Origin of the sequence: Microbacterium sp. 1154 (assembly GCF_031455375.1) — a bacterium.
In the GTDB taxonomy this organism is placed as follows: domain Bacteria; phylum Actinomycetota; class Actinomycetes; order Actinomycetales; family Microbacteriaceae; genus Microbacterium.
In genome coordinates, this window is sequence record NZ_JAVDSN010000003.1 from 85,208 (window position 1) to 110,128 (window position 24,921).

Genomic DNA, 24,921 nt, shown 5'->3' on the forward strand with positions numbered 1-24,921 from the left:
CGGCACCCTGGAGGCCTGGCCCCGGGCGCCGTCGCGACGACCCCCGTGAAGGCACAGCGGACGCCCCCGAGGGCGACGAAACGACCACCCCCGCGTTTCCGGCAAGGGAGCGGTCGCGGCGAGAACGGCTAGACGGGCACGACGAGGGCGGTTGCGAACGCGGCGACCCCCTCGCCCCGGCCGGTGAACCCGAGGCCGTCGGTGGTGGTGGCGCTGACCGAGACGGGCGCTCCCCCGAGCGCGGCGGACAACGCCTGCTCCGCTTCGATGCGGCGGTCGGCGAAGCGCGGGCGACGGGCCTGCACCTGCACGGCGACGTTGCCGACGCGCCATCCCGCGGCGGACAAGAGCTGTACGGTATGCGAGAGGAAGGCGGCCGCGTGCGCGCCGGCGAACTCCGGTCGGTCGGTGCCGAAGTGCGTACCGATGTCTCCGAGCCCCGCCGCCGCCAGCAGCGCATCGACGATCGAGTGAGCCACCGCGTCGCCGTCGGAATGGCCCGACAACGCGGGCTCCCCCGGCCACTCGAGGCCCGCGAGCCACAGCGTGCCCTCTCCCCCGAACCCGTGTACGTCGGTGCCGATGCCCACTTGCGGCAGGTCGTGGGACGGGGATCGGACGGTGGATGCCACCGTGACCGGCGCGAGAAGTGCTCGAGCGCGCTCGAGGTCGGGGCCGGTCGTGATCTTGAACGCCACCGCGTCTCCCTCGACCGTCACCACGGAGTGCCCCGCTGCCGCGACGGCGGCCGCATCGTCGGTGTGATCGGTCTCGACGGATGCGAGAGCGGCCTCGAGGATCGAGCGACGGAACCCCTGGGGGGTCTGAGCAGCGGCCAGCTCGGACCGGTCGACGGGAGCGACCACGCGTCCGTGCTCGTCGACGCGCTTGATGGTGTCGACGACGGGGAGGACGGGGATGACGGCGGCCGCCCCGGCATCGACGGCCCGCACGACACGATCGAAGACCGCGGGCGGCGTGAGCGCTCGCGCCGCGTCATGGACGAGCACGATCTCGACATCGGCCCACAGCGCGCCGAGGCCCGCGGCGACCGACTCCTGACGGGTCGCCCCGCCGACCACGACGGTGACGAGGTCGGAGCGATCGCCCGCGGCATCCCGTGCATCGGTCAGCGCCTCGCCCTCGTATCCCCGGGGCACGACGACGACCACCTGCGCAGAGGTGGCCTCGAAGACGCCCCGCAGAGCGTGGTGCAGAATCGACCGGTCATCGATACCGACGAACGCCTTCGGCGCCCCACCCTGGAGACGGGTGCCGGAACCGGCGGCGACGACGATGACCGCGAGACGCGGGACGGGGGTGAGAGTCACCCGTTCACGCTAGCGCGCCGCCGAGGACGGCGACGCGCCGTGCGGGATCAGGAAGCGAGGACCTCGTCGAGCACGACGCTCGCGCGGTCTTCATCGGTCTTCTCAGCCAGAGCGAGCTCCGACACCAGGATCTGACGGGCCTTCGCGAGCATGCGCTTCTCACCGGCGGACAGGCCGCGGTCCTGATCGCGGCGCCACAGGTCGCGAACGACCTCGCTGACCTTGATCACATCGCCCGAAGCGAGTTTCTCGAGGTTCGCCTTGTAGCGGCGCGACCAGTTGGTCGGCTCCTCGGTGAAGGGCGCGCGGAGCACCTCGAAAACGCGGTCGAGACCCTCTTTGCCGATGACGTCACGAACGCCGACGAGGTCGACGTTGTCAGCCGGGACCTCGATGACGAGGTCTCCCTGGGTGACGTTGAGCTTCAGGTATTTCTTCGTCTCGCCCTTGATGACGCGTTCTTTGACCTCGATGATCGTGGCCGCGCCATGGTGCGGGTAAACGACGGTCTCGCCAACCTCAAAAAGCATGGAGTTATGTCCTTTCGGCAACATCCAGGATACCACAGGCCCGCATGCGCTAAGGTTCCGCCCTCCCTCCGCACCTCCCCCTCCTCGCGCGCGTGCGGGCGGCCCGCGACCGCGAACCCCGTAGGATGATCTGGATGCCGTCTGTCGATCTTGGAGGATCCGTGAAAACGCGCCTGATCGCGTCCATCGCCCTGGGTGCCGCTGTCGTACTCGGTACGACGGGATGCAACATCCTCGCCCCTCAGGCGACCACCATCGATTACTCGGCGTCCGACGGGGTGAACGTGCCGGCCGACTCCGGCCCGCTCCACATCCGCAACGCGATGATCGTCGCCGACGACGAGGGCACCACCGGCAACTTCGTCGCGGCCATCGTCAACGACACCACCGACGAGATCACGCTGAACATCGAGGTCGGCGAGGGCTCGACGGCCGTGCGCGCCTCGGTGAACGTGCTGGCCAACCGCACGCTCAGCCTCGGCGATCTCGCCAACGGCGTCGAGCCGCTCACCCTCGACGGCATCGACGCCGCTCCCGGGTCGACGGTGCCCGTCTACTTCCAGTCCGGCGACGGACAGGGTGCTCTCATCCAGGTACCCGTTCTCGACGGAGCCCTCGAGTACCTCGCGCCGCTCGCGCCGAGCCCCGAGCCGTCGTCCACCATCACCCCGCTGCCGGCGACTCCCTCGCCGACGGCCAGCGCGACTCCCGCGTCCTGATCACGCGCGAAGGCGCCGACGGTTTCCGTCGGCGCCTTCGTCGTTCCCGTGCCGTCAGGCCTCGAACCGGTACCCGAGGCCCCGGACGGTGACGAGCATGCTCGGCTCGCTGGGGTTCTGCTCGATGCGCGAGCGGATGCGCTTGATGTGCACGTCGAGGGTCTTGGTGTCACCGAAGTAGTCCGTTCCCCAGACGCGATCGATGAGCTGTCCCCGCGTGAGCACGCGACCGGCATTGCGCATCAGCACCTCGAGGAGTTCGAACTCCTTGAGCGGGATGTTGATCTCTCCGCCGTCGACGGCGACGGTGTGGCGGTCGATGTCGAGCACCACGCGCCCGCCCGAGAGGATGCGGTCGTCGAGGTCGGCCTCTTCCGGCGCACGGCGGCGCAACACCGCTCGCATCCGCGCGAGAAGCTCGCGGGTCGAGTACGGCTTGGTGACGTAATCGTCCGCACCGAGCTCGAGGCCGACGACGATATCGACCTCGGAGTCCTTGGCCGTGAGCATGATGATCGGCACCTGAGAGCTCAATCGCACCTGACGGCACACCTCGGTTCCCGGCATCCCGGGGAGCATGAGGTCCAGCAGGATAATGTCGGCCCCGCGCTCGCGGAAAGCGACCAGGGCGAGGGCACCGTCTTCGGCGATCTCGACCTCGTAGCCCTCTCGGCGCAGCAGATAGGCCAGCGGGTCGGCCAGATCGGGCTCGTCCTCGACGATCAGAACGCGGGTCATGCGGTGTCTCCCTTCGCGGGTACGGGGGTCGTCGCGGAGCTCTTGCGGCTCTTGCGACGGGGCTTGGGACGGACGCTCTCGAGATCGGGAGCCTCCGACATGGGAAGTCGGATGGTGAAGGTCGACCCGCGGTCCGGACGCGACCAGAGCCGCACCTCTCCCCCGTGTCGCTGGACGGCGTGCTTCACAATGGAAAGTCCGAGGCCCGTCCCACCGGTACGGCGCGAGCGAGCCTGGTCGGCGCGGTAGAACCGCTCGAAGACACGATGCTGGTCGCTCTCGGGAATGCCGATACCGCGGTCGGTCACCGCGATCTCGACCACGGTGTCGTCGAGCTTGACGCCGACACCCACCTTCGACCCCTCGGGCGAGTAGGCGATGGCGTTGGCCACGAGGTTGCCGACCGCTTCGGTCAGGATCTGCGGCTCACCGCGCACCCAGAGCCCCTTGGTGCCCCCGCGGACGACCGTGACCTGGGCGGCATCCGCCTGAATCGCGTAACCCTCGACCGCGGCGGTGACGACCTCGTCGATCGACACGTCGCGCACGTCCCTCAGCTCGTCGGACGCCTGCAGGCGCGAGAGGCTCAGGATGCGGTTGACCAAGGCGGCCAGCCGGGTGACCTCGGCCTGCAGCCGCGAGGCGAAGTGCCGCACCTGTGCGGGATCGTCCGCGGCGAACTCGATCGCCTCGGAGAGCAGGCTCACCGCGCCCACCGGCGTCTTCAACTCGTGGCTCGTGTTGGCCACGAAATCGCGGCGCATCTCTTCCACCCGCTCGCGCTCCGTGATGTCGCGCAGCACGACCAGGGTGAGGCGGCCCGAGATCGGGGTGGCACGCACCGCGACCAGGCGGGGCTCGGCCGGAGCGGCACCGCGGCGCAGCCGCAGGTTCTCGGCGATGCCCGATCCGGTGTCGCGCGCCACGCGGGCCACACGTTTGAGCTCCTCGCTCGAGATCACCTCTCCGGTGTGGACGCCGAACACCTCGGCGGCCGGCGAGAGCGCCAGCACCGTCGACGAGGTGTCGCACACGAAGGCGGGGTCGTCCATCGCCCCGAGCATGGCCTCCACGCCCTCCGGCACCTCCGCGGAGGTCTGCGCCAGAGCGCGGTCACGGGCCCGCAGTGCTGCGACCACGAGGCCGACCACCGCCGCCCCGATCAGAAGTCCCGCGAGGAGCGCGAGCAGCACGAGCTGCGGTTGTTGCATGCGTCCAGCGTAGAGGCGCCCCTCGGCCGTCACCGGCCGTTCACCCTCGTAGGAACCGCAGCAGAGGCTACTATTCACTGTCACAGCACCGCTCGTTAACCTTCGCTGGGAAGAATCCCCGAGGGTTGCGGGACACGTCCGTGCCGTGCCGCCGACGAGGAAGGTACCCGCCCATGCGCGAAGTATTCCACCAGTCCCTCGAGGACGTTCAGAGCCGACTGGTCGAGATCGCCGACCTCGTGACCATCGCGATCGATCGCGCGACGCGCGCGTTCGGTACGAGCGACGTCTCCCTGGCCGAAGAGGTCATCGAGGCCGACGCCATCATCGACGAGAAGGCCTTCGAGCTCGACGAGCTCGCGATCGAGATCCTCGCCCGGCAGCAGCCCGTGGCCCGCGACCTCCGTATCGTCGTGACCGCTCTGCGCGTGAGCGCCTCACTCGAGCGCATGGGCGACATGGCCGAGCACATCGCTCAGCTCGCGCGCTCGCGTTTCCCCGAGCGCGCGGTCCCCAAGGGGCTGAAGAGCACCTTCGCGCGCATGGGTGAGCTCGACGTCGAGGTCGCTCGCAAGCTCGCCGAGCTGCTGCGCACACAAGACCTCCGGATCGCCGAGGCCATCCGCGACGCCGACGACGACATCGACGAGCTGCACGTCAGCGTCTTCGAGAAGGTGCTCGGCGACTCGTGGAAGGGTGAGGCGACCGCGACGGTCGACGCCACCCTCGCCAGCCGCTACCACGAGCGCTTCGCCGACCACGCGGTCTCGGTGGCCAAGAAGGTCATCTACCTCGCGACCGGCGACTGGGCCGGTGCCGACGACGACTCCTCGCACGAGCCGATCCCGGTCATCTGACCCGAGGGACAACAGGAGAGGGGGTGGATGCCGATCGGCATCCACCCCCTCTTCCGTGCGGCGTCAGTGCTTGTTGCCCTGGGCGGCGACGGCGGCAGCGCCAGCGGCCGCGGCCTCGGGGTCGAGGTACTCGCCCGGTCCGACGGGGGTGAGGTCGTCGTTGAGGCGGTAGACGAGCGGGATGCCGGTGGGGATGTTCAACTCCGCGATGCCGGCGTCGCTGATGCCCTCGAGGTGCTTGACCAGGCCGCGCAGCGAGTTGCCGTGCGCCGTGACGAGCACGGTCTTGCCGGCCTGCAGGTCGGGGACGATGTCGCTGTGCCAGTACGGCAGCATGCGGTCGATGACGATCTTCAGCGACTCGGTGTCGGGCACCTCGCCGTCGATCCCGTCGTAGCGGGGGTCGCCGACCTGGCTGTACGGGTCGTCGGCGGGCAGGGCGGGCGGCGGAACGTCGAACGAACGGCGCCAGAGCATGAACTGCTCGTTGCCGAACTCCTCGAGAGTCTGCGCCTTGTCCTTGCCCTGCAGGGCGCCGTAGTGACGCTCGTTGAGACGCCACGACCGCTTGACCGGGATCCACAGGCGGTCGGCCGCGTCGAGGGCGATGTTCGCCGTCTGGATCGCGCGGCTGAGCACCGACGTGTGCAGCACGTCGGGAAGGACGCCGGACTCGGCGAGCAGCTCGCCGCCGCGCTTCGCTTCGGCCTTGCCCTGGTCGGTGAGTCGCACGTCGACCCAGCCGGTGAACTGGTTGGTCTTGTTCCACTCGCTCTGCCCGTGGCGGAGGAGGATCAGCGTGTGAGGCATGAGTCCATGCTACCGACGTGCGAGCCGCGAACCGGGGCCGCGGGGCCTGGCAAAATGTGACGGTGACCCCCTCTCCCGTCGGCCGTCCCACCCGCGGGACGACCGGGGTCAACCGCCTGCGCCGCATCGACCGCTGGATCGCCCGGCACCCCGTCCTCCGCCGGACCGACGATCCCCTCGTGGTCGACCTCGGTTTCGGAGCCAGCGCCGTGACACCGCTCGAATTGCTCGCTCGCCTCCGCAGCCACCGACCGGATGCCGAGGTCCTCGGCCTCGAGATCGACCCCGAACGCGTGGCTCGAGCCCGAGAACAGTCCGCGGGGATCGAGGGGGCGTCCTTCGCCCGCGGAGGCTTCGAGGTCCCTGTGCCGCGTTCTCGTCGACCCGCGGTCATCCGCGCGATGAACGTGCTGCGCCAGTACGACGAGGCCGACGTGGCCGACGCGTGGGGCCGTATGTGCTCGCGGCTGCAGCCCGACGGCATCCTGGTCGAGGGCACCTGTGATGAGATCGGCCGCGTCGCGACGTGGGCGGAGGTGGGACCGGATGCCGTGCCCCGAAGCCTCACCATCTCGCTGCGTCTCGCCGAGCTCGACTCCCCCGCGATCGCCGCCGAGCGACTGCCGAAAACCTTGATCCATCGCAACGTCGACGGGGAACGCGTGCACGAGTTCGTGGCATCCCTCGATCGCGAATGGGCCCGAGCCGCGGTGGTCGCGCCGTTCGGGCCGGTCCACCGCTGGCGGACGGCGATGCTCGCCCTGGCGGACGCGGGGTGGCCCCTGCTGCGCCGCGAGAGGTGGCGACTCGGCGAAGTGGGCGTGGCGTGGGAGGCCGTCGCTCCGCGCTGAAGGTCAGACCCGGGGCAGGAGCGCCCGGGCGTCGGCCGAGGGCATTCCGGCTGCGACGAGCAGGTCGACGGCGAGCGGACGCAGGGCCGCGATCAGGTTGAGCTCGCCCACGCGCCCCTCGGGCAGCAGCGCCGCGGGGTCGAGCCGTCGAGCGACCGCGCCGACGGCCTCTCGGGCGACGGGCTCGAGCGAGATGTCGTCGAGACTGTCGCGGACGAGGCCCGCGCCCCGCGCCAGTTCGGTCAGCAGATCGGCGGGGACGGGACGACTCTCCCCGTCCGCGCAGAGGTATGCCGCCCGCCGGGCGACCACACGCAGGTTGCGGGTGGTCAGGTCGAGAGCACCGCGCACGCGCTCGTGGCGATCGAGCTCGGTACGCTGGCGGCGCAGGAACGGCGAGATCCGCGCCACCTCGCGCCCCGACTCGAGCGACCCGCTCCACGCGTCGACGTACGTCTGCAGAGAGCGGGCGCGTTCGAGACCGCGCTCGGCGCGCGCGCGGTCGCCCTTGCGCAGCGCTCGCACGATCGTGTCCATGGCCGCGTCCAGCGCATCGAACAGCTCGTCGGCATCGCGGAGCTCGGTGCGACGGAGGGTGCGCGGGATGAGCGCCGTCACGATGAGCGCGGCAGCGCCGCCGATGGCCCCGTCCACGAGACGCAGGAACGGCACGCCCGACACGAGCACGAGGGCGATGAGCGACTGGACCACCGCCGCGAGGGCGAAGCCCGGCTGAGGAGACAGGAACCGGGCCACGGCGAGGGTCACCGTCATCGCGAGCGCGATCTGCCACCACCCGGCACCCACCGTCAACAGGACGACCTCGGCGATGAGGATGCCCACGAGCATGCCCATGACCGTCTCGGCGACCCGCCACGGCCGCGCGTCGCGGACGAGCCCCAGGCTCGACACGGTGACCGTCGCCGCGAGAAGGGGGACCGAATGACCGAGCACGAAGTGGGCGAAGGCGTACGCCGCGGTGGCCGCGACGACGATCTGCGCGATCGCTGGCAGCGACTCGCGCACGCGGTTGACGCGACGGCCCACCGTGGAGCGCCAGCGCGCACCGGCGACGACGACCCCGACGGTCGTCGTCGAGGAGTCGTCGGAGGTCATTCCGCGGCGCGGCGGCGCCCGAGGCGCGGCAGTCGCGGAACGGCGGCAGTGGCACCGGCGTCCGCCGGCACGACGGTCTCGGCCGCGGCGGCCAGCGGACCGTCGGCGGTGTCGACGACGAGCGCCTCGCCCTCCGGCGCGGTGCGCTTCACGAGGGCCAGGGCGATGGGCCCGTCCTCGTGGTGCACCGCCACCGACGTGATGGCGCCGATCACGGTGTCGCCCGCCCGCACGACGTCTCCGCGCGCGGGGAGGACGTTGTCGCTCCCGTCGAGCTGGAGGGCGACGACGCGACGCGGCGGGTGCCCGAGGTTGTGGACCTTCGCCACCGTCTCCTGACCGCGGTAGCAGCCCTTCGACAGATGCACCGCCGTGCGGAGCCAGTCCATCTCGTGCGGGAGCAGCCGCTCGTCGGCGTCGATCGCCACGCGGGGGCGCCAGGCGGCGACCCGCAGCGCTTCGACGGCGTCGAGACCGGCCAACGCCGTGTCGCCGCCCACGGCCGAGGCGATCACGCGCTCGAACTCCGCGGCATCCACGATCGCTTCCGCCCAATCGCGGTCGGCCCCGGGGTGCGGCTCGACGCGGGCGTACGCCCAGCCGCCCGGCGAGACGTCGGGCCACGGGTCGACCCACACCGGTGCGACGGTCGAGAGGGAGGCCACGGCCGCGCGCGTGCCGCCCAGCACGAACAGGTCGTCCGAGTGATCGGTCACCGCCACACGGAGCCGGAAGCGCATGCGCATGAGCCACGCGGCGAGCGCCTCGGCATCGGACGCGTCGACGAGGAGCCACGTGGTCTCGCCGTCGTCGACCACCGAGGCGGCGTGCTCGACGCGGCCCTGCGGGTCGAGGATGAGGAACTCGGTCGAGACCCCTGGTGCGAGGTGCGTGAGCGCTTGCGACGAGAGGGAGTCGAGCCAGCTGCGGCGGTCCTCGCCCGACACCGAGATGACGCGGCGGTCCCCGAGGGGCGCGAGAGCGGATCCGGATGCCAAGCGGCGCTGCTCCGCGACGGGAGAGCCGACGTGGCGCAGTCCGCGCTCGTCGATCACCGCGCTGGGGACGGCGGAGAGGGAGGTCACGGTCACTCCGCCCGGGCCAGTCGGGCCGAGGCGTGCGAGCCGAGCTCGCGACCGAGAGCGGCGATGTCCCACGCCCAGAGGAGGTGGTTGTCGACGAGACCGTAGAGGCGGGTCGCGGCCGTATAGGTCTTCGCCCCGGCGGTGCGGACCACGGCATCGGTCGCCAGGTCGATGCGCGGCCCCTTCACCTGCCCGACATAGAGCTCCAGGATGCCGTCGGCGTGCGCCAGGCTCACCTCGATGTCGAAGCCGCCGTCGGCGTTGCGCAGCGCCTCGACGTCGTCGGCGGTGCGCGTGACGGGCTCGGCCGTCGCGGGGAGCAGGCCGGGCCCGGCGTCGGCGTCGCCGACGGGGCGCGCGAGACGCCAGTAGCCGATCTCGGAGACGAGCGGACGTCGCTTCTCTCCCTCGAGCAGCCAGGCATCCGCCGAGTAATTGAGGAACGCGCCGCCGTCGTGGCTGAAGCTCACGCGATGGGCGAACTCACCGGAGAAGGATCGACCGTCGACCTCGTAGTCGATGACGCCGGTGCCCTCCCAGACGCCCACCAGCCACGAGAGCGGGACGAGGTCGGCCGGGAGATCGGTCGGGATCTCGATCACGACGCGCTCAGCGCTGGCCGCGGTAGAGGTTCCAGATGACCGTTCCGGACACGAAGGCGATCGCCAGCGAGGCGAGGCCGAGAAGTCCCACGAAGAACGCTTCGAGCGCGAAAAGGTCCATGGGTCGATCCTAGCCCGACACCAGCGCTGCGAGCCCGAAACCGGCCGTGATGATGCCGAGCACGACCATCGCCCCGAGGCTGCTCAGCGCCATGCGCTGGATGAACGCCTGCGAGCGGCCGTACCAGAGCTGCACGGCGAAGGCGACGATGACGCAGCCCCCCAGCGCGACCGTGATCCACTGCGCACGCCAATGCTCGGGGACGAACAGGCCGATGAGCACGCCGGCCACCGCGGCCAGCACCCACACGGCGACGATGCCGCCGAATGTGCGACGCGGCGCGAGGTCAGGGGTCGACATGACCCCATCATCACTCACGACCCCCCTGGCATGCACGCGCAGCGCCGGTGTCGAGCGGCTCCGCGCGTCACCCTAAGATGATCGGGTGCGCGGCACGCCGCACGGGAGGTCCTTTTGGCTCAGCTTCTAGTACTCAGCTCCGCCCCGGGCGGCGGGGCTGCTCTGCCTGCGCTCGAACTTCTGAGCCACCGGGTGCGACAGATCCCCGCCGAGGCCGCGCAGCTGGTGAACGCGCCCAGTGCCGACGTCATCTTCGTCGACGCGCGCTTCGACCTCGTCGGGGCGAAGTCGCTCAGCAAGATCCTCACGACCACGGGTGTCGAGGCACCCCTGGTTCTCATCGTGACCGAGGGCGGCCTCACCGCCGTCTCCACCGACTGGGGCATCGACGACGTCGTGCTCGTCGCCGCCGGCCCCGCCGAGATCGACGCGCGCATCCGCCTCGCGATGGGCCGGCGCGCCGCCGACCAGGTGTCGACGCGCATCCAGACCTCCGGCATCACGATCGACGAATCGTCGTACTCGGCGAAGGTGCACGGCAAGCCGCTCGACCTGACGTACAAGGAGTTCCAGCTCCTGCACTTCTTCGCCACGCACCCGTCTCGCGTGTTCACCCGCGAACAGCTGCTCAGCGAGGTCTGGGGCTACGACTACTTCGGCGGTACCCGCACGGTCGACGTGCACGTCCGCCGCCTGCGCGCCAAGCTCGGCGATCTCGAGCAGCTCATCGGCACGGTGCGCAACGTCGGCTACCGATTCAACGTGTACGAAGACGACGCCCCCGTCCCGGCATCCCCCTCCGCATAAAGTCTCACGCACCGCGTGTTCACTCCCGTGTCACCGACCCCTGCAATGATGTGGGGATGATGGAACACGACTCGCTGGATGCCGGTCTCGGCGATGCGGACGACGACGACTTCGACGAGGCCGTCGAGGCCGAAGACGATCAGCTGCCCGACCACCGGTACCTCGATCGCGAGATCAGCTGGCTGTCGTTCAACCAGCGCGTGCTCGAACTCGCCGAGGACCCCATGGTCCCGGTGCTCGAGCGCGCGAACTTCCTCGCCATCTTCGCGAGCAACCTCGACGAGTTCTTCATGGTGCGCGTCGCGGGACTCAAGCGCCGCATCGTGACGGGCCTCGCCGTTCCCACCAATGTCGGCCGCGCACCGCTGGACGTGCTCGCCGACATCTCGGCCGAAGCTCACCGCCTGCAACTGCGCCACGCCGCCGCGTGGACCGACAAGGTGCGCCCCGCCCTCGCCGAGGCCGGTATCGAGGTGGTGTCGTGGGACTCGCTCGACGAGGACACCGCCGCGCGGCTGACCGAGTACTTCCAGCGGAACGTGTTCCCGGTGCTCATGCCGCTCGCCGTCGATCCGGCGCACCCGTTCCCCTACATCTCGGGTCTCTCGCTGAACCTCGCGATCCGCATCCGCAACGCGCGCACCGGTCGCCAGGAGTTCGCGCGCCTCAAGGTGCCCCCGATGCTCCCGCGCTTCGTCGAGATCGGCGGAGACGGACCGGGCGTGCGTTACCTGCCCCTCGAGGAGCTCATCTCGAACCACCTCGGCGACCTGTTCCCGGGCATGGAGGTGCTCGACCACCACGCGTTCCGTCTGACGCGCAACGAGGACATGACGATCGAGGAGGACGAGACCGAGAACCTCATCCAGGCCCTCGAAGCCGAGCTCCTTCGTCGTCGTTTCGGTCCTCCCATCCGCCTCGAAATCACCGAGGACATGGACGACGTCACCCGCTCGCTACTGCTGAGCGAGCTCGACATCACCGAGCAGGAGGTCTACCGCCTGCCCGGTTCCCTCGACCTGCGCGGCCTGTTCGACCTGTCGCGCATCGACCGCCCCGATCTGCGGTATCCGCCGCACGTCCCCAAGACGGCGCTGGCCTTCCAGCCGCCCGAGCAGAACGGGCGCGCCGATCTGTTCGGCGCGATCCGCAAGGGCGACGTGCTCGTGCACCACCCGTACGAGTCGTTCGCGACCAGTGTGCAGGCCTTCCTCGAGCAGGCCGCTCGCGACCCGCACGTGCTCGCGATCAAGCAGACCCTCTACCGCACCTCGGGCGACAGTCCCATCGTGCAGGCGCTCATCGACGCGGCCGAGGCCGGCAAGCAGGTTCTCGCGCTGGTCGAGGTCAAGGCGCGCTTCGACGAAGCCAACAACATCGTCTGGGCCCGCAAGCTCGAGAAAGCGGGCGTCCACGTCGTCTACGGCCTCGTGGGGCTCAAGACCCACTGCAAGCTCGCCCTCGTCATCCGCGAAGAAGAGGGGCGACTGCGCCACTACAGCCACGTCGGCACGGGCAACTACAACCCCAAGACGAGCCGCATCTACGAGGACTTCGGTCTGTTCACGGTCGACGACCAGGTGGGCCGCGACCTCACGCGCCTGTTCAACGAGCTCAGCGGGTATGCGATCGAGAAGAAGTTCAAGCGGCTGCTCGTCGCTCCCCTGCACCTGCGCAAGGGACTGCTGCGTCACATCGACAAGGAGCGCCGCAACGCCCTCGAAGGCAAGCCCTCCGGCGTGCGGATCAAGGTCAACTCGATGGTCGACGAAGAGATCATCGACGCGCTCTACCGTGCGAGCCAGGCGGGCGTTCCCGTCGAGGTGTGGGTGCGCGGCATCTGCTCCATCAAACCCGGGGTTCCCGGCATGAGCGAGAACATCACGGTGCGCTCGATCCTGGGGCGCTACCTCGAGCACTCGCGCATCTTCACGTTCGAGAACGACGGCGATCCGCAGGTGTACATCGGCAGCGCCGACATGATGCACCGCAACCTCGACCGCCGTGTCGAGGCGCTCGTCCGCGTGGTCGACCCCGCTCAGGTGCAGGAGCTCACGACGCTGTTCACCCTCGCGATGGACGACGGCACGAGCTCGTGGCACCTCGGTTCCGACGGCGAGTGGACGCGGCACAGCGTCGACGCGTCGGGCGCCCCTCTCATCGATCTGCAGGAGCACACCATGACCCTCGTCCAGCGCAAGCGTCGGGCCCGGACGGCCCGGTGACGAAGACCGAGACCGAGACGGCCGTATACGCGGCCGGCGGCGTCGTGTGGCGTCACGTGGAGGGCAAGCTCCGCGTCCTGCTCATCCACCGTACGAAGTACCGCGACCTCACCCTGCCCAAGGGCAAGGTCGACCCGGGCGAGACCCTCGCCGAGACCGCCGTGCGCGAGATCCGGGAGGAGACCGGCATCCGGGTCTCGCTCGGGGTGCCCGTGGGCGTCTCGAGATACCGGATGCCCAGCTCCCGCACCAAGATCGTGCACTACTGGGCCGCCGAGGCGACCGACGCCGCCGTCCGCAGCTCGACGTTCGTTCCGAATAAAGAGGTCGCGGCGATCGAGTGGGTGAGCCTGAAGAAGGCGCGCAAGAACCTCAGCTACCCCGTCGACATCGAGATCCTCGACGAGTTCACGCGGATCGTCGACGAGGGGGCGCTGCCGACCTTCCCGATCGTCGTGCTGCGTCATGGGAAAGCGCGTCCGCGCGAAGAGTGGGAGGGGGCCGATGGCGCTCGGCCGCTGACGCCGCGCGGTCGCCGTCAGGCCGAGGCGATCGTCGGGCCCCTGCTCGCGTTCGGCGTCCGGCGGGTGTACTCCAGCCCGGCGGAACGGTGCGTCCGGACCGCCACACCCCTCGCTCAGTCCCTCGGGCAACGGATCCACCTGACCGACGCGGTCAGCCAGGACGCGTGGGAGGCGGGACGCGCCGATGCGCGCTCGCTCATCGGCGAGCGGGTTCGCGCCCGGAAGCCCGTCGTCGTGTCGAGCCACCGGCCGGTTCTCCCCGACATCCTCCACGAGCTCGCTCTCGCCACGGGGACCATGGGCGGTTCGTACCTGGGCAGCGCTTCGGCGCTCGAGCCCGCGGCGTTCTCGGTCGTGCACATCCCGGTCGAGCACCCCGGTGCCGGCATCGTGGCCATCGAGACGCACGAACCGAAGGTGTGACGCTTCCCGCCGTCGTCCGCGTCGCCTGACGCGAGGTCCCCGCGGGTTCCGCGCGCCCGGGGCGTCTCGCGGGCGGTGCGCCTCGCTGCACGTCGGTACCCCCGCCGTCAGGGCCGCGCGGGCAACGTCACGTCGTCGATCCAGCGAGACAGCACCGCCGCGGCATCCGCTCCCCCGGCGCGATCGACCGCGGCGCGGAAGTCGTCGGTGGTGACGAGCGCATGCCGGTGCTCAGCCGTCCACGACCGCAACAGGTCGAAGAACGCCTCGTCGCCGAGCGAGCGCCGCACGGCGTGCAGCGTCAGCGCGCCGCGCTTGTACACGCGATCGTCGAACATGTCGTCGGGGCCCGGATCGACGAGAAGCAGATCCTGAGGTTTGACGGCGAGACGGGCGTAGTGGTCCGCGACGCACGACTCGACAGACGCGCCTCCCGAGGTCTCCGACCACAGCCACTCGGCGTAGCACGCGAAGCCCTCGTTGAGCCAGATGTCGCTCCACCGGGCGAGGCCGACGCTGTTGCCGAACCACTGGTGCGCCAGCTCGTGCGCCACGAGCCGCTGCGCAGCGGGCACCAGGTGGTTCATACCGAAGACGGCCAGGCCCTGGGCCTCGAGGGGGATCTCCAGCTCGTCAGCGGTGACCACGAGCGTGCAGGCTTCCTGGGGGTAGGGCCCGAAGAACCGCCCGAAAGCCCGCAGCATGTCGGGAACGGTCGAGAAAGCCCGGTCGACGGCCGCGGCGAGCGCGGGAGGCGCCGAGACCATGACCGCGGGCACGAGGGGGTCACCGGTGCCCTCGAGCTGACGCGTGCGGTAGCGACCGATGTGCACGGCCGCGAGATAGGTCGCGGTGGGCACGTCCGAGACGAAACTCGTCGTCACCCGCCCGCCCCGACGGATGCGGGGGCCGGCCACCCCCGTGGCCGCCACGACGTATCCCTCGTCGACCGTCACCTCGAGCCGCATTCGCGCGCGGTTGTCGGGGCGATCGTTGCAGGGGAACCAGGTCGGTGCGCCGATGGGCTGGCCCGCGACCAGGGCGCCGTCGGTCAGCTCCTCCCAGCCGACCGAGCCCCACCGCGAACGGCGGGGAGCCGGAGCACCGGCATAGGTCACCTCGACCTCGAACCGCTCGCCCGCGGCGAGCGCGCGAGGCAGCGTGACGCGGAGGACGCGGGGTCCCGCCGAGAACCGAGCGGTCGCACCGTCGACGCGCACGCGCGAGGTGCGCAGGCCCACGAGATCGAGCGCGATCGACGACACCGGCTCGCACGCGACGGCAACGATCGACGCGACACCCTCGAGACGGTTCGTCCGCACGCGGTACGAGATCGCGAGGTCGTACGACGCGACGTCGTACGACAGGTCGCCGCTCTGCGGAGCGTAGGGGTCGAGCACGCTCACGTCGTCGACTGGTAGGCGCGTACCTTCACCGCGCGCCAGGGGCCGATCGGGTTGCCGCTCCACCGCGAGCCGACCGGCACCGTCTCCCCGCGCATCACGAGCGACGCGGGACCCACGGTCGCATGTGCGCCGAGGGTCGAGGCGGGGAGGACGACGCTGTGCGGACCGAGGGTCGCCCCCGGCTCCAGCTCGACGGTATCCATACTCATGATTCGATCATGGAACAGATGCGTCTGGACGACGCATCCGCGATTGACGGTTGACGCATCCCCCAAGGTCACCAGGTCGGGTTCGGGCAGCCAGTAGCTGTCGCACCAGACACCGCGACCGATCTTCGCACCGAGGCTCCGCAGCCACACGGCGAGGGCGGGCGTACCGGCCGCCGCGCGCGCGAACCACGGGGCGGCGACCATCTCGGTGAAGGTGTCCGACACCTCGGTGCGCCAGACGAAACTCGACCACAGCGGCTGCTCGCCCGCGCGGATGACGCCGACGATGGCCCACTTCGCCGCGGTCGACACCCCCGCGGCGACGGCTCCGGCCGCGAGCAGCACGATGCCCGAGAACAGCAGCGTCCACACCGGGCCCACGCCTTCCCACAGCACCGCGAGAGCGAAGATCACGCCGAGGCCGATCGCGCAGGTCACGACCACCGGCACGAACCGGCACAGCTCCCAGAGCGTGCGCGCGAGACGCAGACCCGCCGTCGGTCGGTAGGTGCGCGACTCGTCGCCCTCGGCTGAGAGGCGGCGCAAGCGCACCGCGGGCGAACCGAGCCACGATGAACCCGCCTTGGCCTTGAGCGGCGCCGACGACAGCACGGCGACCAGCCCGTCGCGCGGAACACGGTGCCCGGGGGCGGCCATGCCGGAGTTGCCGAGGAACGCGCGCTTGCCGATGCGCACCGGCCCGAGCCGGAGCCAGCCGGCGCGCAGTTCGTACGAGGCGACCATGGTGTCGTCCGCGAGGAACGCTCCGTCCTCGATCCGCGTCATCGAGGGGATCAGGAGCACCGTGGACGCCTCGACGTCCCGCCCGACGCGCGCGCCGAGCAGGCGCAACCACACGGGGGTGAACAGAGACGAGTACAGCGGGAAGAGCACCGTACGGGCGGCATCCAGCAGCCTCTCAATCGTCCACGCCTGCCACGCGACCCGACTGCGCACGGGGTGGGTCCCCTCGGTGAGCGCGATCGACAAAAGGCGCACGAGAAGGACCACGGATGCCGCGAACACCAGGCCCGTGGCGGCAACGCCGGGAACGAGCCAGGCGAAGGCCCCCACCGCCGCCTGAGCGAGATCGCCCGCACCGCGCATCCCCCGCGCGACGACGAGTCCCCCGACGGTGAAGGCGGCGAGGGGCAGCAGCGCCAGGACGACCGCCGACGCGGCGTACGCCCAGAGCCACCGGGTGGGCGCGGCCGGTCGCTCGATCGGCCAGCCCTTCGCCGTGCCTCCCACGCGCACGGCCGGAGACCCCGCCCACGACTGGTCGGCCTTGACGCGACCGAAGACCGCGGAGCCCGGGGCGATCTCGGCGCGACGACCGATCCGCGTGCCGGGGGCGAGGGTCGAGCGGGCGCCCACCGTGGCCTCCGCCCCGATGCGCACCTCGCCGATACGCACCAGGTCGCCGTCGATCCAGTACCCGGTCAGATCCACCTCGGGTTCGATCGAGGCGCCGTCGCCGACGACGAGCATGCCCGTGACCGGGGGCAGCGCGTGCAGGTCGACGTTCCGACCGATCCGCGCGCCCAGAGCCCGGGCGTAGTACGACACCCAGGGGGCGCCGGCGAGACCCACGGCATCCACCTGATCGGCGATCTGCTCGGCGAGCCAGAGGCGGATGTGCACCCACCCTCCGCGCGGATAGTCGCCCGGGCGCACACCCGCGAGCAGGAGGCGAGCGGATGCCACGGCGATCGCCATGCGCCCGAACGGTGTAGCGAAGACGACGAGGCCGACCACGAGAGCGGGCCAGGGCACCGTCGGCAGCACGTCGAACCCGGGGACGAGCCGCAGGATCGCCGAAGCGGTGAGCAAGTACAGCACCCACCGCACGCCCGAGAGGATGAACAGCGGCGCCCCGAGCAGCGTCTGCGCCCACTGGGTCGTGCGCGGCGTCGGCGCGGCCCGGTGGAACTCGGCGGGCGTCTCGTCGGCGAGCTGCGGTCCAAGCGCCTTGGCCATCGCCCCCAGGCGCGGCACGTCGTAGATGTCGGCGACCGAGAACTCGGGCACGCGCGCGCGGATGCGCGAGACGAGCTGAGCGGCCGCGAGCGAGCCGCCGCCCAGGTCGAAGAAGTCCGCCTTGCGCTCGGTGACCGCGAGCCCCAGCACGGCCTGCCACTGCTCGGCCAACCACGTCTCGTCGTCCGTGAAGTCGGTGGGGGTGGGCGAGTCGACACCGGGCAGCGGCCACGGGAGGGCGGCGCGATCGACCTTGCCCGAGGTGCGCACGGGGAGAGTGTCGACCACACCCAGAAGCGGGATGGTCGCCGCCGGAAGACGCTCGGCGAGGGCGGCGCGCGCGGCGGGGCGGTCGAGGTCGACGCCCTCCTCCATCACGAGGTAGCCGACCAGCACCGGCACGCCCGCGTTGGTGGTGCGGACGGCGACCGTGGCCGCGCTGACGCCGCGAAGGTCCTGCAGGGCGGACTCCACCTCGCCGAGCTCGATGCGCCGACCGCCGACCTTGACCTGGTCGTCCGCGCGCCCCTGGAACACCAGGCCCTCGGGCTCGAAGCGCACGAGGTCGCCGGAGCGATAGGCCCGCTCCCACCCGAGGGTCGGCATCGACGCGTACTTCTCGGCATCCTTCGCCGGGTCGAGATAGCGCGCGAGACCGACACCGCCGATGATCAGTTCGCCCACCTCTCCCTGCGCGACGGGGAGGCCCTCGGCATCCACCACCGCGAGTGCCCAGCCGTCGAGAGGCAGGCCGATGCGCACGGGCAGCGACCCGTCGAGCGGGGCAGCGCACGCCACGACCGTCGCCTCGGTCGGTCCGTACGTGTTCCAGACCTCTCGTCCCTCGGCCACGAGGCGGGCGGCGAGTTCGGGCGGGCAAGCCTCGCCCCCGAAGATCAGCAGACGCACGTTCTCGATCGAGTCGGCCGGCCACATCGCCGCGAGCGTCGGAACGGTCGAGACGACCGTGATGCCCTGGCGGAGGAGCCACGGGGCAAGGTCCTCACCCGAACGCACGAGCGAGCGGGGAGCCGGCACCAGACACGCCCCGTGCCCCCAGGCGAGCCACATCTCCTCGCACGAGGCGTCGAAGGCCACCGAGAGCCCCGCCAGCACCCGGTCCCCGGGCCCCAGCGGCTCGTCCTGGAGGAAGATGCGTCCCTCCGCCTCGACGAACGCCGCCGCCGAGCGGTGCGACACCGCGACGCCCTTGGGAACACCGGTCGACCCCGAGGTGAAGATGATCCACGCGTCGTCGTCGACCGTGGGCGGGGCGACGATAGGCACGGCGTTCGTGCTCGGGTGCGGGGCGTCTCCGTCGTAGAGACGCACGAGATCACCCTCGGTCGCGATGAACTCACCCTCGCCCGCCACGATGCCGCGCACCCCGGCCTCGCCGAACACCAAGCGAGCGCGCTCGTCGGGGTCGTCGGCATCCACCGGAACGTAGGCAGCGCCCGCCGCCATCACCGCGAGGATCGAGACGTACAGCTCTTTGGACCCGGAGGGCATACGCACACCCACCCGGTCGCCCCGCCGCACACCGGCGTCATGCAGCGCGCCGGCTGTGCGCCACACGCGCGCCAGCAGCTCGCGGTAGCTGAGGGCACCCGATCCGTCGTCGATCGCGGACGCCTCGGGATGCCGTGCGGCGACGTCGGTGAGGACGTCGATGAGGGTGCGCGGGGACGGCGCGGCCCCCGTCCGGTCGAGTGGGGCCTGAGCGGCGAAAGCGGAGGTCGTCACGGGGACGAACAGTACAACCCCCCGGAGAACGCCCCGGAACGGCCGCCCCGGTTCACCTTCCGTTCACCCGTGCAACGCAGTCTGTTCTCTGTCGCTGTTTACCGTTCACGACGAACCCTGCACCGGGTTCCTGTTCCCGACATGCGAAGGATTCACACCGTGAAGCTCTCCCGACTCGCCCAGCTGGGCACCGTGGCCGCCGTGGCCTCCCTGACCCTCGCCGGCTGCGCCGGCCCCTCGGGCTCCGGCGACGCCGCGGGCTCGACCCCCTCGTCGACCTCGTCCGACGTCGCGTTCACCATCGACCCGAACCTGTCGGGCACGATCACGGCCGGTGGCTCGAGCGCCCAGGCGAACGCGCAGGCCGCGTGGACCAGCGCCTACAACGCCCAGGCCAAGGGCGTCACGATCAACTACGACAAGTCGCAGGGCTCCGGCGGTGGCGTCACCAACTTCCTGAGCGGTGCGTACGACTTCGCCGGCTCCGACTCGCCGCTGAACGCCGACCAGACGGCGCAGTCGAAGGCTCTCTGCACCGACGGTGGCGTGAACATCCCCGTCTACCTCGACGGTGTCGCGATCATCTTCAACATCCCCGGCGTGACCAGCCTGAAGCTCTCGGGTGAGACGATCGCGAAGATCTTCGCGCTGCAGATCACCGACTGGTCCGACCCGGCCATCACGGCCGACAACGGTACGGCCCTCGCCGCCGGCGCCATTACCACCGTCGCTCGCTCGGACGGCTCGGGCACGACGCAGAACTTCACCAACTACCTCGCCGCGACCCAGTCGTCGGTCTGGACCAAGCCCGCGGGCAAGGACTGGCCGATCGAGGGCAACGTGTCGAAGCAGAAGGGTGGCTCGGGTGTCGTCGAGGCCGTCAAGGCCGGCTCCGGCACCATCGGCTACGCCGACCACTCCGCCATCGGCAGCCTGAACGCCGCGTCGATCATCCAGGACGGCACCGCCATCGCGTACAGCCCCGAGGCCGTCACGGCGACCTTCGCCGCTGCCGCCGTCGACGCCAGCAACGGCGTGACGGGCGACCTGTCGAAGAAGTTCGACTACTCGAAGCTCACCGCTGAGACCTACCCGATCCCGCTCGTGTCGTACGCGATCACCTGCACCACGTTCAAGGACGCGAAGCAGTCGGAGCTCGTGAAGTCGTACCTCGGCTTCGTCACCAGCACCCTCGGCCAGCAGGTCGCGGCCAAGAACGCCGGCTCCGCGCCGCTGCCCGACTCGGTGCTCTCGGCTGCGGCCGAGACGCTCGCGTCGATCAAGTAAACATCTCTTCGGACTCGGCCCGGCCCGCACCTCGCGTGCGGGTCGGGCCGGGCTGATCGGAGCAGTCGACCACCGTCGAACGTTCCGCTGAGCCGACATCCTCAGAGAACACCCGACCGAGGAGAACCCATGACCCGCGCCGAGCGTGAGATTTCCCGTGACTGACACCGTCGCAGACACCGAGACCGCCCCGTCTTCCCCTCCCCCGCCGCGGACGTCGATCATCGGCAAGCGCCGCGTCGGGGATTCCGTGTTCCTGGGGCTGTCGACCACGGCCGCCGTGTCGATCATGATCATCCTCGCCGGCGTGGCGATCTTCCTCATCATCCGCGGCATCCCCGCCATCACCGGCAACTGGACCGAGGGCGATCTCGCCGGGTACCAGAACGGCAGCTGGACGAACTTCTGGGAGTACGTCGGGCCGCTGCTGTTCGGCAGCATCTGGGCCGCGCTGATCGCGATGGTGATCGGAACCCCGGTCGCCATCGGCATCGCGCTGTTCATCTCGCACTACGCGCCCCGTCGCATCGCCGGCTTCCTCGGCTACATCGTCGACCTGCTGGCCGCGGTCCCCTCGATCGTCTTCGGCCTTTGGGGCATCATCGTCATGCGCCCCCTGCTGGTACCGGTCGGTGAGTTCCTCAACCAGTACCTCGGCTGGATCCCGCTCTTCCAGGGCCCCGTCTCGACCACGGGCTCGACGATGTTCACCGGTGGCGTGGTGCTCGCCGTGATGATCCTCCCGATCGTCACCTCGATCACGCGCGAGATCTTCCTGCAGACCCCGCGCCTGCACGAAGAGGCCGCCCTCGCCCTCGGCGCCACGCGCTGGGAGATGATCCGCCTCGCGGTGTTCCCGTACGCCCGCAGCGGCATGGTCTCGGCGACGCTCCTGGGCCTCGGCCGCGCGCTCGGCGAGACCATGGCCATCGCGCTCATCGTGTCGCCCAGCCTCATCTACTCGGTGCTCCTGCTCACCGACGGCTACAACTCGCAGACGATCGCGGCCAACATCGCGCTGAACTTCCCGATCGCCACCGACCTGCAGCGCTCGGCTCTCATCGGCACCGGCCTGATGCTGTTCGTCGTCTCGCTCGCGGTGAACATGCTCGCCCGCTACATCATCGGGGCGACCGGCCCCGGTGCCAAGGGTCGCAAGAAGGGCAAGCGCTCATGACCGCCTCGGCTCCCTCGTCCCCCGCTCCCCTGGCGCTGACCAGCGGCCAGCTCCCCCGCTTCATCGAACCCGCGCTCCTCGTCGGCGTCGCGATCGTCGTCGCGGGCATCCAGCTCCTGCTCGGCGGCTTCAACCTCGCGGCATGGTTGATCCTGTCGGCGGTGCTCTACCTGGTCGCCATCGGGGTCGGCTCCTCGATCGTCGAGAACCGCCGCAAGGCCGTGGACCGGGTCGTGCGCGGCCTCGTGACGGTCGCGTTCCTGCTCGCGGTCGCCCCGCTCATCTCGACGCTGTGGACCGTGGTGTCCAAGGGCCTCGCGGTGGTCAACTGGAACTTCGTCACGCAGGTCGGCGGAACCGCCTTCAACCCCGACACCCTCGAGGTCGTCGCCACCGCGGGGGCATGGCAGGCCATCACGGGAACGCTCATCATCACCGGGATCGCGGCCCTCATCTCGGTGCCGATCGGCGTGCTCGCCGCGGTCTACCTCGTCGAGTACGCGCAGCCGAACAACCCGCTGCGCCGCGCGATCACCTTCCTCGTCGACGTGATGACCGGCATCCCCTCGATCGTCGCGGGTCTGTTCGCGTTCTCGCTGTTCAGCCTGGTCGTCGGACCCAAGGCGTTCAGCGGGTTCTCGGCATCCATCGCCCTCTGCGTGCTGATGATCCCCATCGTCATCCGCTCGACCGAAGAGATGCTGCGTCTCGTTCCGGCCGACCTGCGCGAGGCCTCGCTCGCCCTGGGCGTGCCGCGTTCGGCCACCATCATCAAGGTCGTGCTGCGGACGGCCGCCTCGGGCATCATCACCGGCGTCGTGCTCGCCGTGGCCCGCGTCGTCGGTGAGACCGCGCCGATCTTCATCGCCGCCAGCTTCACCGACAACTTCAACGCCAACCCCTTCGAGGGGCCCATGCAGACCCTCCCCGTCATGGCGTACACGGCGTACAGCTTCCCCGGGCAGGACATCGACGCGTCGCAGGCAAACGCCTGGGGTGCGGCCTTCCTTCTCGTCGTCCTCGTCGTCATCTTCAACCTGATCGCCCGTATCGTGGCGGCGGTGTTCGCGCCCAAGGCGCGCTGAGCCCAGAAAGGCACACACTCGTGTCCAAGAGCATCGAGGTCCAGGACCTCAACGTCTACTACAGCGACTTCCTCGCGGTCGAGGGCGTCTCGATCGACATCGAGCCCCGCTCGGTCACCGCCTTCATCGGCCCCTCGGGGTGCGGCAAGTCCACGTTCCTGCGCACCCTCAACCGCATGCACGAGGTCATCCCCGGCGGTCGCGTCGAGGGCCGCGTGCTCATCGACGGCGACGACCTCTACGGCCCGGGCGTCGACCCGGTGCTCGTGCGCCGCCACGTCGGCATGGTGTTCCAGCGCCCCAACCCGTTCCCGACGATGTCGATCCGCGAGAACGTGCTGGCCGGCGCGAAGCTCAACGACAAGCGGATGCCGAAGAGCGACGCCGACGCCCTCGTCGAGAAGTCGCTGCGCGGCGCAAACCTCTGGAACGAGGTCAAGGACCGTCTCGACAAGCCGGGCGGCGGTCTCTCCGGCGGGCAGCAGCAGCGTCTGTGCATCGCGCGCGCCATCGCCGTCTCGCCCGATGTGCTTCTCATGGACGAGCCCTGCTCGGCGCTCGACCCGATCTCGACCTTCGCGATCGAGGAGCTCATCGGCGAACTGAAGAGCGAGTACACGATCGTCATCGTGACGCACAACATGCAGCAGGCCTCGCGCGTCAGCGACAAGACGGCTTTCTTCAACATCGCGGGCACCGGCAAGCCCGGCAAGCTCATCGAGTACAACGACACCGCCTCGATCTTCACCGCCCCGAGCGTCCAGGCCACCGAGGACTACGTCTCCGGTCGCTTCGGATAAGCAGGCATCGTGCGAAGGCCCCGCTCCGGCGGGGCCTTCGTCGTTCCCGCTCGCTCTCAGTCGCGAGGGCTGAGCAGGTACGTGTTCAGCTCGTCGGTGAACGCGCGGTCCACCGTCACCTCGACGCCGTCGACCGAGCGGATCGGGGCCGCGAGTCGGACGCTCGACAGGAGCCACGCGGCATCCGCTCTCGTCAGGTCCTCGGCCGGCACGGCCTCGTACGCCGTGGCGAAACCGCGACCCTCGAGAAAGGCGAACAGGCTGAGCTGCGTCGTCCCATGCAGGATGCCGGCCTGCGGCTCCGGCGTGACGAAGCGATCCCCGAAGCGCAGGACGACGGATGCCGTGGGCGCCTCGAGCAGGTAGCCGTCGCTCGTGACGAATACGGCGTCGTCGGCCCCGCGCCGCTTCGCCTCGCGGATCGCGGCCATGTTGACCGCGTACGAGAGCGTCTTCGCCCCGAGGAGGAGCCACGGAGCGCGAGCAGGCACGTCGAGGGCGTACCCACGGTCGAGGGTCGCGACGCGAACGCCCTCGGTGCGCCCGCGGGAGTTGTCGGGGGCGTCGGCGAGCGTGATCCACGCGGTCGGTGCGGGACCGTGCTCGACTCCCCGGCTGAGGAGCAGTTTCATGACGTTCTCGCCCTCGCCCGCGGCGCGAGCCACGCGCTCGACCGCGACGCGCCACTGCGCGAGGTTCGGCGCGGGGAGGTCGCAGAGCGAGGCGGAGTGCGCCAGACGCGCGAGGTGCGGCTCGACCTCTTGGACGTGGCCGTCGACGACGCCGAGGCTCTCGAAGATCCCGTCACCGCGCTGCGCACTCAGCTCGCCCACGCCCAGAGCGGGGCCGTCCGGATCGATCTCGTGCAGCGTGTCGGAGTAGTCGGATCGCTCCTCATCGGATGCCGCGGGGTCGATCACGAGAGCGAAGCGCCAAGCCATGAGCCCGAGCCTACGCCGCGTGACGACACGCCCGGACCTT

General features: G+C 70.3%; 22 protein-coding genes. 10 read left to right on the top strand and 12 right to left on the bottom strand.

Features of this window, described 5'->3' with window-relative positions; all coding sequences use genetic code 11:
- Positions 1-128: 128 nt before the first annotated feature.
- Both ispD and J2X55_RS12135 read right to left on the bottom strand, forming a co-directional pair.
- Complete coding sequence (gene ispD / locus J2X55_RS12130) at positions 129-1,331, bottom strand: 2-C-methyl-D-erythritol 4-phosphate cytidylyltransferase (RefSeq protein ID WP_309823701.1); 1,203 nt, start codon at positions 1,329-1,331, stop codon at positions 129-131.
- A 47-nt stretch (positions 1,332-1,378) separates the two neighbouring features.
- Entirely contained in the window at positions 1,379-1,861 is a 483-nt protein-coding gene (locus J2X55_RS12135; protein ID WP_056229249.1) for a CarD family transcriptional regulator, read from the bottom strand.
- A 161-nt stretch (positions 1,862-2,022) separates the two neighbouring features.
- Here J2X55_RS12135 and J2X55_RS12140 point away from each other — a divergent pair, with 161 nt between their 5' ends.
- Positions 2,023-2,580, top strand: a complete 558-nt coding sequence (locus J2X55_RS12140; protein ID WP_309823703.1) for a DNA modification methylase — start codon at positions 2,023-2,025, stop codon at positions 2,578-2,580.
- 54 nt (positions 2,581-2,634) lie between these two features.
- Here J2X55_RS12140 and J2X55_RS12145 read toward each other — a convergent pair whose 3' ends face one another.
- Together J2X55_RS12145 and J2X55_RS12150 are read right to left on the bottom strand one after the other, a co-directional pair.
- Positions 2,635-3,318 carry a response regulator transcription factor gene (locus J2X55_RS12145; protein ID WP_115919057.1) on the bottom strand — a complete coding sequence of 228 codons (684 nt, stop codon included), beginning with the start codon at positions 3,316-3,318 and terminating at the stop codon, positions 2,635-2,637.
- Positions 3,315-4,529 (bottom strand): ATP-binding protein, encoded by a 1,215-nt coding sequence (locus tag J2X55_RS12150; RefSeq protein ID WP_309823706.1) that lies wholly within the window; start codon positions 4,527-4,529, stop codon positions 3,315-3,317. The genes J2X55_RS12145 and J2X55_RS12150 overlap by 4 nt, the downstream gene beginning before the upstream one ends.
- A gap of 173 nt (positions 4,530-4,702) precedes the next feature.
- On the opposite strand from J2X55_RS12150, the gene phoU reads away from it, so the two are divergent.
- Entirely contained in the window at positions 4,703-5,386 is a 684-nt protein-coding gene (gene phoU, locus J2X55_RS12155; RefSeq protein WP_115919061.1) for a phosphate signaling complex protein PhoU, read from the top strand.
- Between the two features lie 63 nt (positions 5,387-5,449).
- Here phoU and J2X55_RS12160 read toward each other — a convergent pair whose 3' ends face one another.
- Positions 5,450-6,196 carry a phosphoglyceromutase gene (locus J2X55_RS12160; RefSeq protein WP_309823708.1) on the bottom strand — a complete coding sequence of 249 codons (747 nt, stop codon included), beginning with the start codon at positions 6,194-6,196 and terminating at the stop codon, positions 5,450-5,452.
- 62 nt (positions 6,197-6,258) lie between these two features.
- On the opposite strand from J2X55_RS12160, the gene J2X55_RS12165 reads away from it, so the two are divergent.
- Positions 6,259-7,047: a class I SAM-dependent methyltransferase gene (locus J2X55_RS12165; RefSeq protein ID WP_309823709.1), complete on the top strand. Its 789-nt coding sequence runs from the start codon at positions 6,259-6,261 to the stop codon at positions 7,045-7,047.
- A gap of 3 nt (positions 7,048-7,050) precedes the next feature.
- On the opposite strand, the gene J2X55_RS12170 is transcribed toward J2X55_RS12165, so the two are convergent.
- The 4 genes from J2X55_RS12170 to J2X55_RS12185 all read right to left on the bottom strand — a co-directional run bounded on the left by J2X55_RS12170 (position 7,051) and on the right by J2X55_RS12185 (position 10,271).
- Positions 7,051-8,163 carry an aromatic acid exporter family protein gene (locus tag J2X55_RS12170; protein ID WP_181906496.1) on the bottom strand — a complete coding sequence of 371 codons (1,113 nt, stop codon included), beginning with the start codon at positions 8,161-8,163 and terminating at the stop codon, positions 7,051-7,053.
- Positions 8,160-9,248, bottom strand: a complete 1,089-nt coding sequence (locus J2X55_RS12175; RefSeq protein ID WP_309823711.1) for a glycine cleavage T C-terminal barrel domain-containing protein — start codon at positions 9,246-9,248, stop codon at positions 8,160-8,162. Before J2X55_RS12175 ends, J2X55_RS12170 begins: the two co-directional genes overlap by 4 nt.
- A gap of 2 nt (positions 9,249-9,250) precedes the next feature.
- The gene (locus J2X55_RS12180) at positions 9,251-9,850 is read right to left on the bottom strand and encodes an FABP family protein (protein WP_115919067.1); all 600 of its coding nucleotides are present in this window, start codon (positions 9,848-9,850) and stop codon (positions 9,251-9,253) included.
- A 130-nt stretch (positions 9,851-9,980) separates the two neighbouring features.
- Positions 9,981-10,271, bottom strand: a complete 291-nt coding sequence (locus J2X55_RS12185) for a hypothetical protein (RefSeq protein ID WP_115919069.1) — start codon at positions 10,269-10,271, stop codon at positions 9,981-9,983.
- Positions 10,272-10,385: 114 nt separating this feature from the next.
- Between J2X55_RS12185 and J2X55_RS12190 the strand changes: the two genes are divergently transcribed.
- From J2X55_RS12190 to J2X55_RS12200, 3 genes are read left to right on the top strand one after another with little or no spacing between them, the layout of a single operon-like run.
- A complete protein-coding gene (locus J2X55_RS12190; RefSeq protein ID WP_309823714.1) occupies positions 10,386-11,078 on the top strand; it encodes a response regulator transcription factor in 693 nt (230 codons plus the stop codon).
- A 56-nt stretch (positions 11,079-11,134) separates the two neighbouring features.
- Positions 11,135-13,303 carry an RNA degradosome polyphosphate kinase gene (locus J2X55_RS12195; RefSeq protein WP_309823716.1) on the top strand — a complete coding sequence of 723 codons (2,169 nt, stop codon included), beginning with the start codon at positions 11,135-11,137 and terminating at the stop codon, positions 13,301-13,303.
- Entirely contained in the window at positions 13,300-14,250 is a 951-nt protein-coding gene (locus J2X55_RS12200) for an NUDIX domain-containing protein (protein WP_309823718.1), read from the top strand. Before J2X55_RS12195 ends, J2X55_RS12200 begins: the two co-directional genes overlap by 4 nt.
- Positions 14,251-14,357: 107 nt before the next feature.
- Here J2X55_RS12200 and J2X55_RS12205 read toward each other — a convergent pair whose 3' ends face one another.
- Together J2X55_RS12205 and J2X55_RS12210 are read right to left on the bottom strand one after the other, a co-directional pair.
- A complete protein-coding gene (locus tag J2X55_RS12205; RefSeq protein WP_309823720.1) occupies positions 14,358-15,656 on the bottom strand; it encodes a M1 family metallopeptidase in 1,299 nt (432 codons plus the stop codon).
- Positions 15,653-19,591 (bottom strand): Pls/PosA family non-ribosomal peptide synthetase, encoded by a 3,939-nt coding sequence (locus J2X55_RS12210; RefSeq protein ID WP_309823721.1) that lies wholly within the window; start codon positions 19,589-19,591, stop codon positions 15,653-15,655. Before J2X55_RS12210 ends, J2X55_RS12205 begins: the two co-directional genes overlap by 4 nt.
- Before the next feature lie 159 nt (positions 19,592-19,750).
- Between J2X55_RS12210 and J2X55_RS12215 the strand changes: the two genes are divergently transcribed.
- From J2X55_RS12215 to pstB, 4 genes are all read left to right on the top strand, one after another.
- Positions 19,751-20,878, top strand: a complete 1,128-nt coding sequence (locus J2X55_RS12215) for a phosphate ABC transporter substrate-binding protein PstS (protein WP_115919079.1) — start codon at positions 19,751-19,753, stop codon at positions 20,876-20,878.
- A gap of 157 nt (positions 20,879-21,035) precedes the next feature.
- A complete protein-coding gene (pstC, locus tag J2X55_RS12220; protein WP_115919082.1) occupies positions 21,036-22,055 on the top strand; it encodes a phosphate ABC transporter permease subunit PstC in 1,020 nt (339 codons plus the stop codon).
- Positions 22,052-23,140 carry a phosphate ABC transporter permease PstA gene (pstA, locus tag J2X55_RS12225; RefSeq protein WP_115919084.1) on the top strand — a complete coding sequence of 363 codons (1,089 nt, stop codon included), beginning with the start codon at positions 22,052-22,054 and terminating at the stop codon, positions 23,138-23,140. The genes pstC and pstA overlap by 4 nt, the downstream gene beginning before the upstream one ends.
- Before the next feature lie 20 nt (positions 23,141-23,160).
- Positions 23,161-23,940 (top strand): phosphate ABC transporter ATP-binding protein PstB, encoded by a 780-nt coding sequence (gene pstB / locus J2X55_RS12230; protein WP_056229315.1) that lies wholly within the window; start codon positions 23,161-23,163, stop codon positions 23,938-23,940.
- A gap of 56 nt (positions 23,941-23,996) precedes the next feature.
- Here pstB and J2X55_RS12235 read toward each other — a convergent pair whose 3' ends face one another.
- Positions 23,997-24,881: an aminodeoxychorismate lyase gene (locus tag J2X55_RS12235; RefSeq protein ID WP_309823726.1), complete on the bottom strand. Its 885-nt coding sequence runs from the start codon at positions 24,879-24,881 to the stop codon at positions 23,997-23,999.
- Between the last annotated feature and the right edge of the window lie 40 nt (positions 24,882-24,921).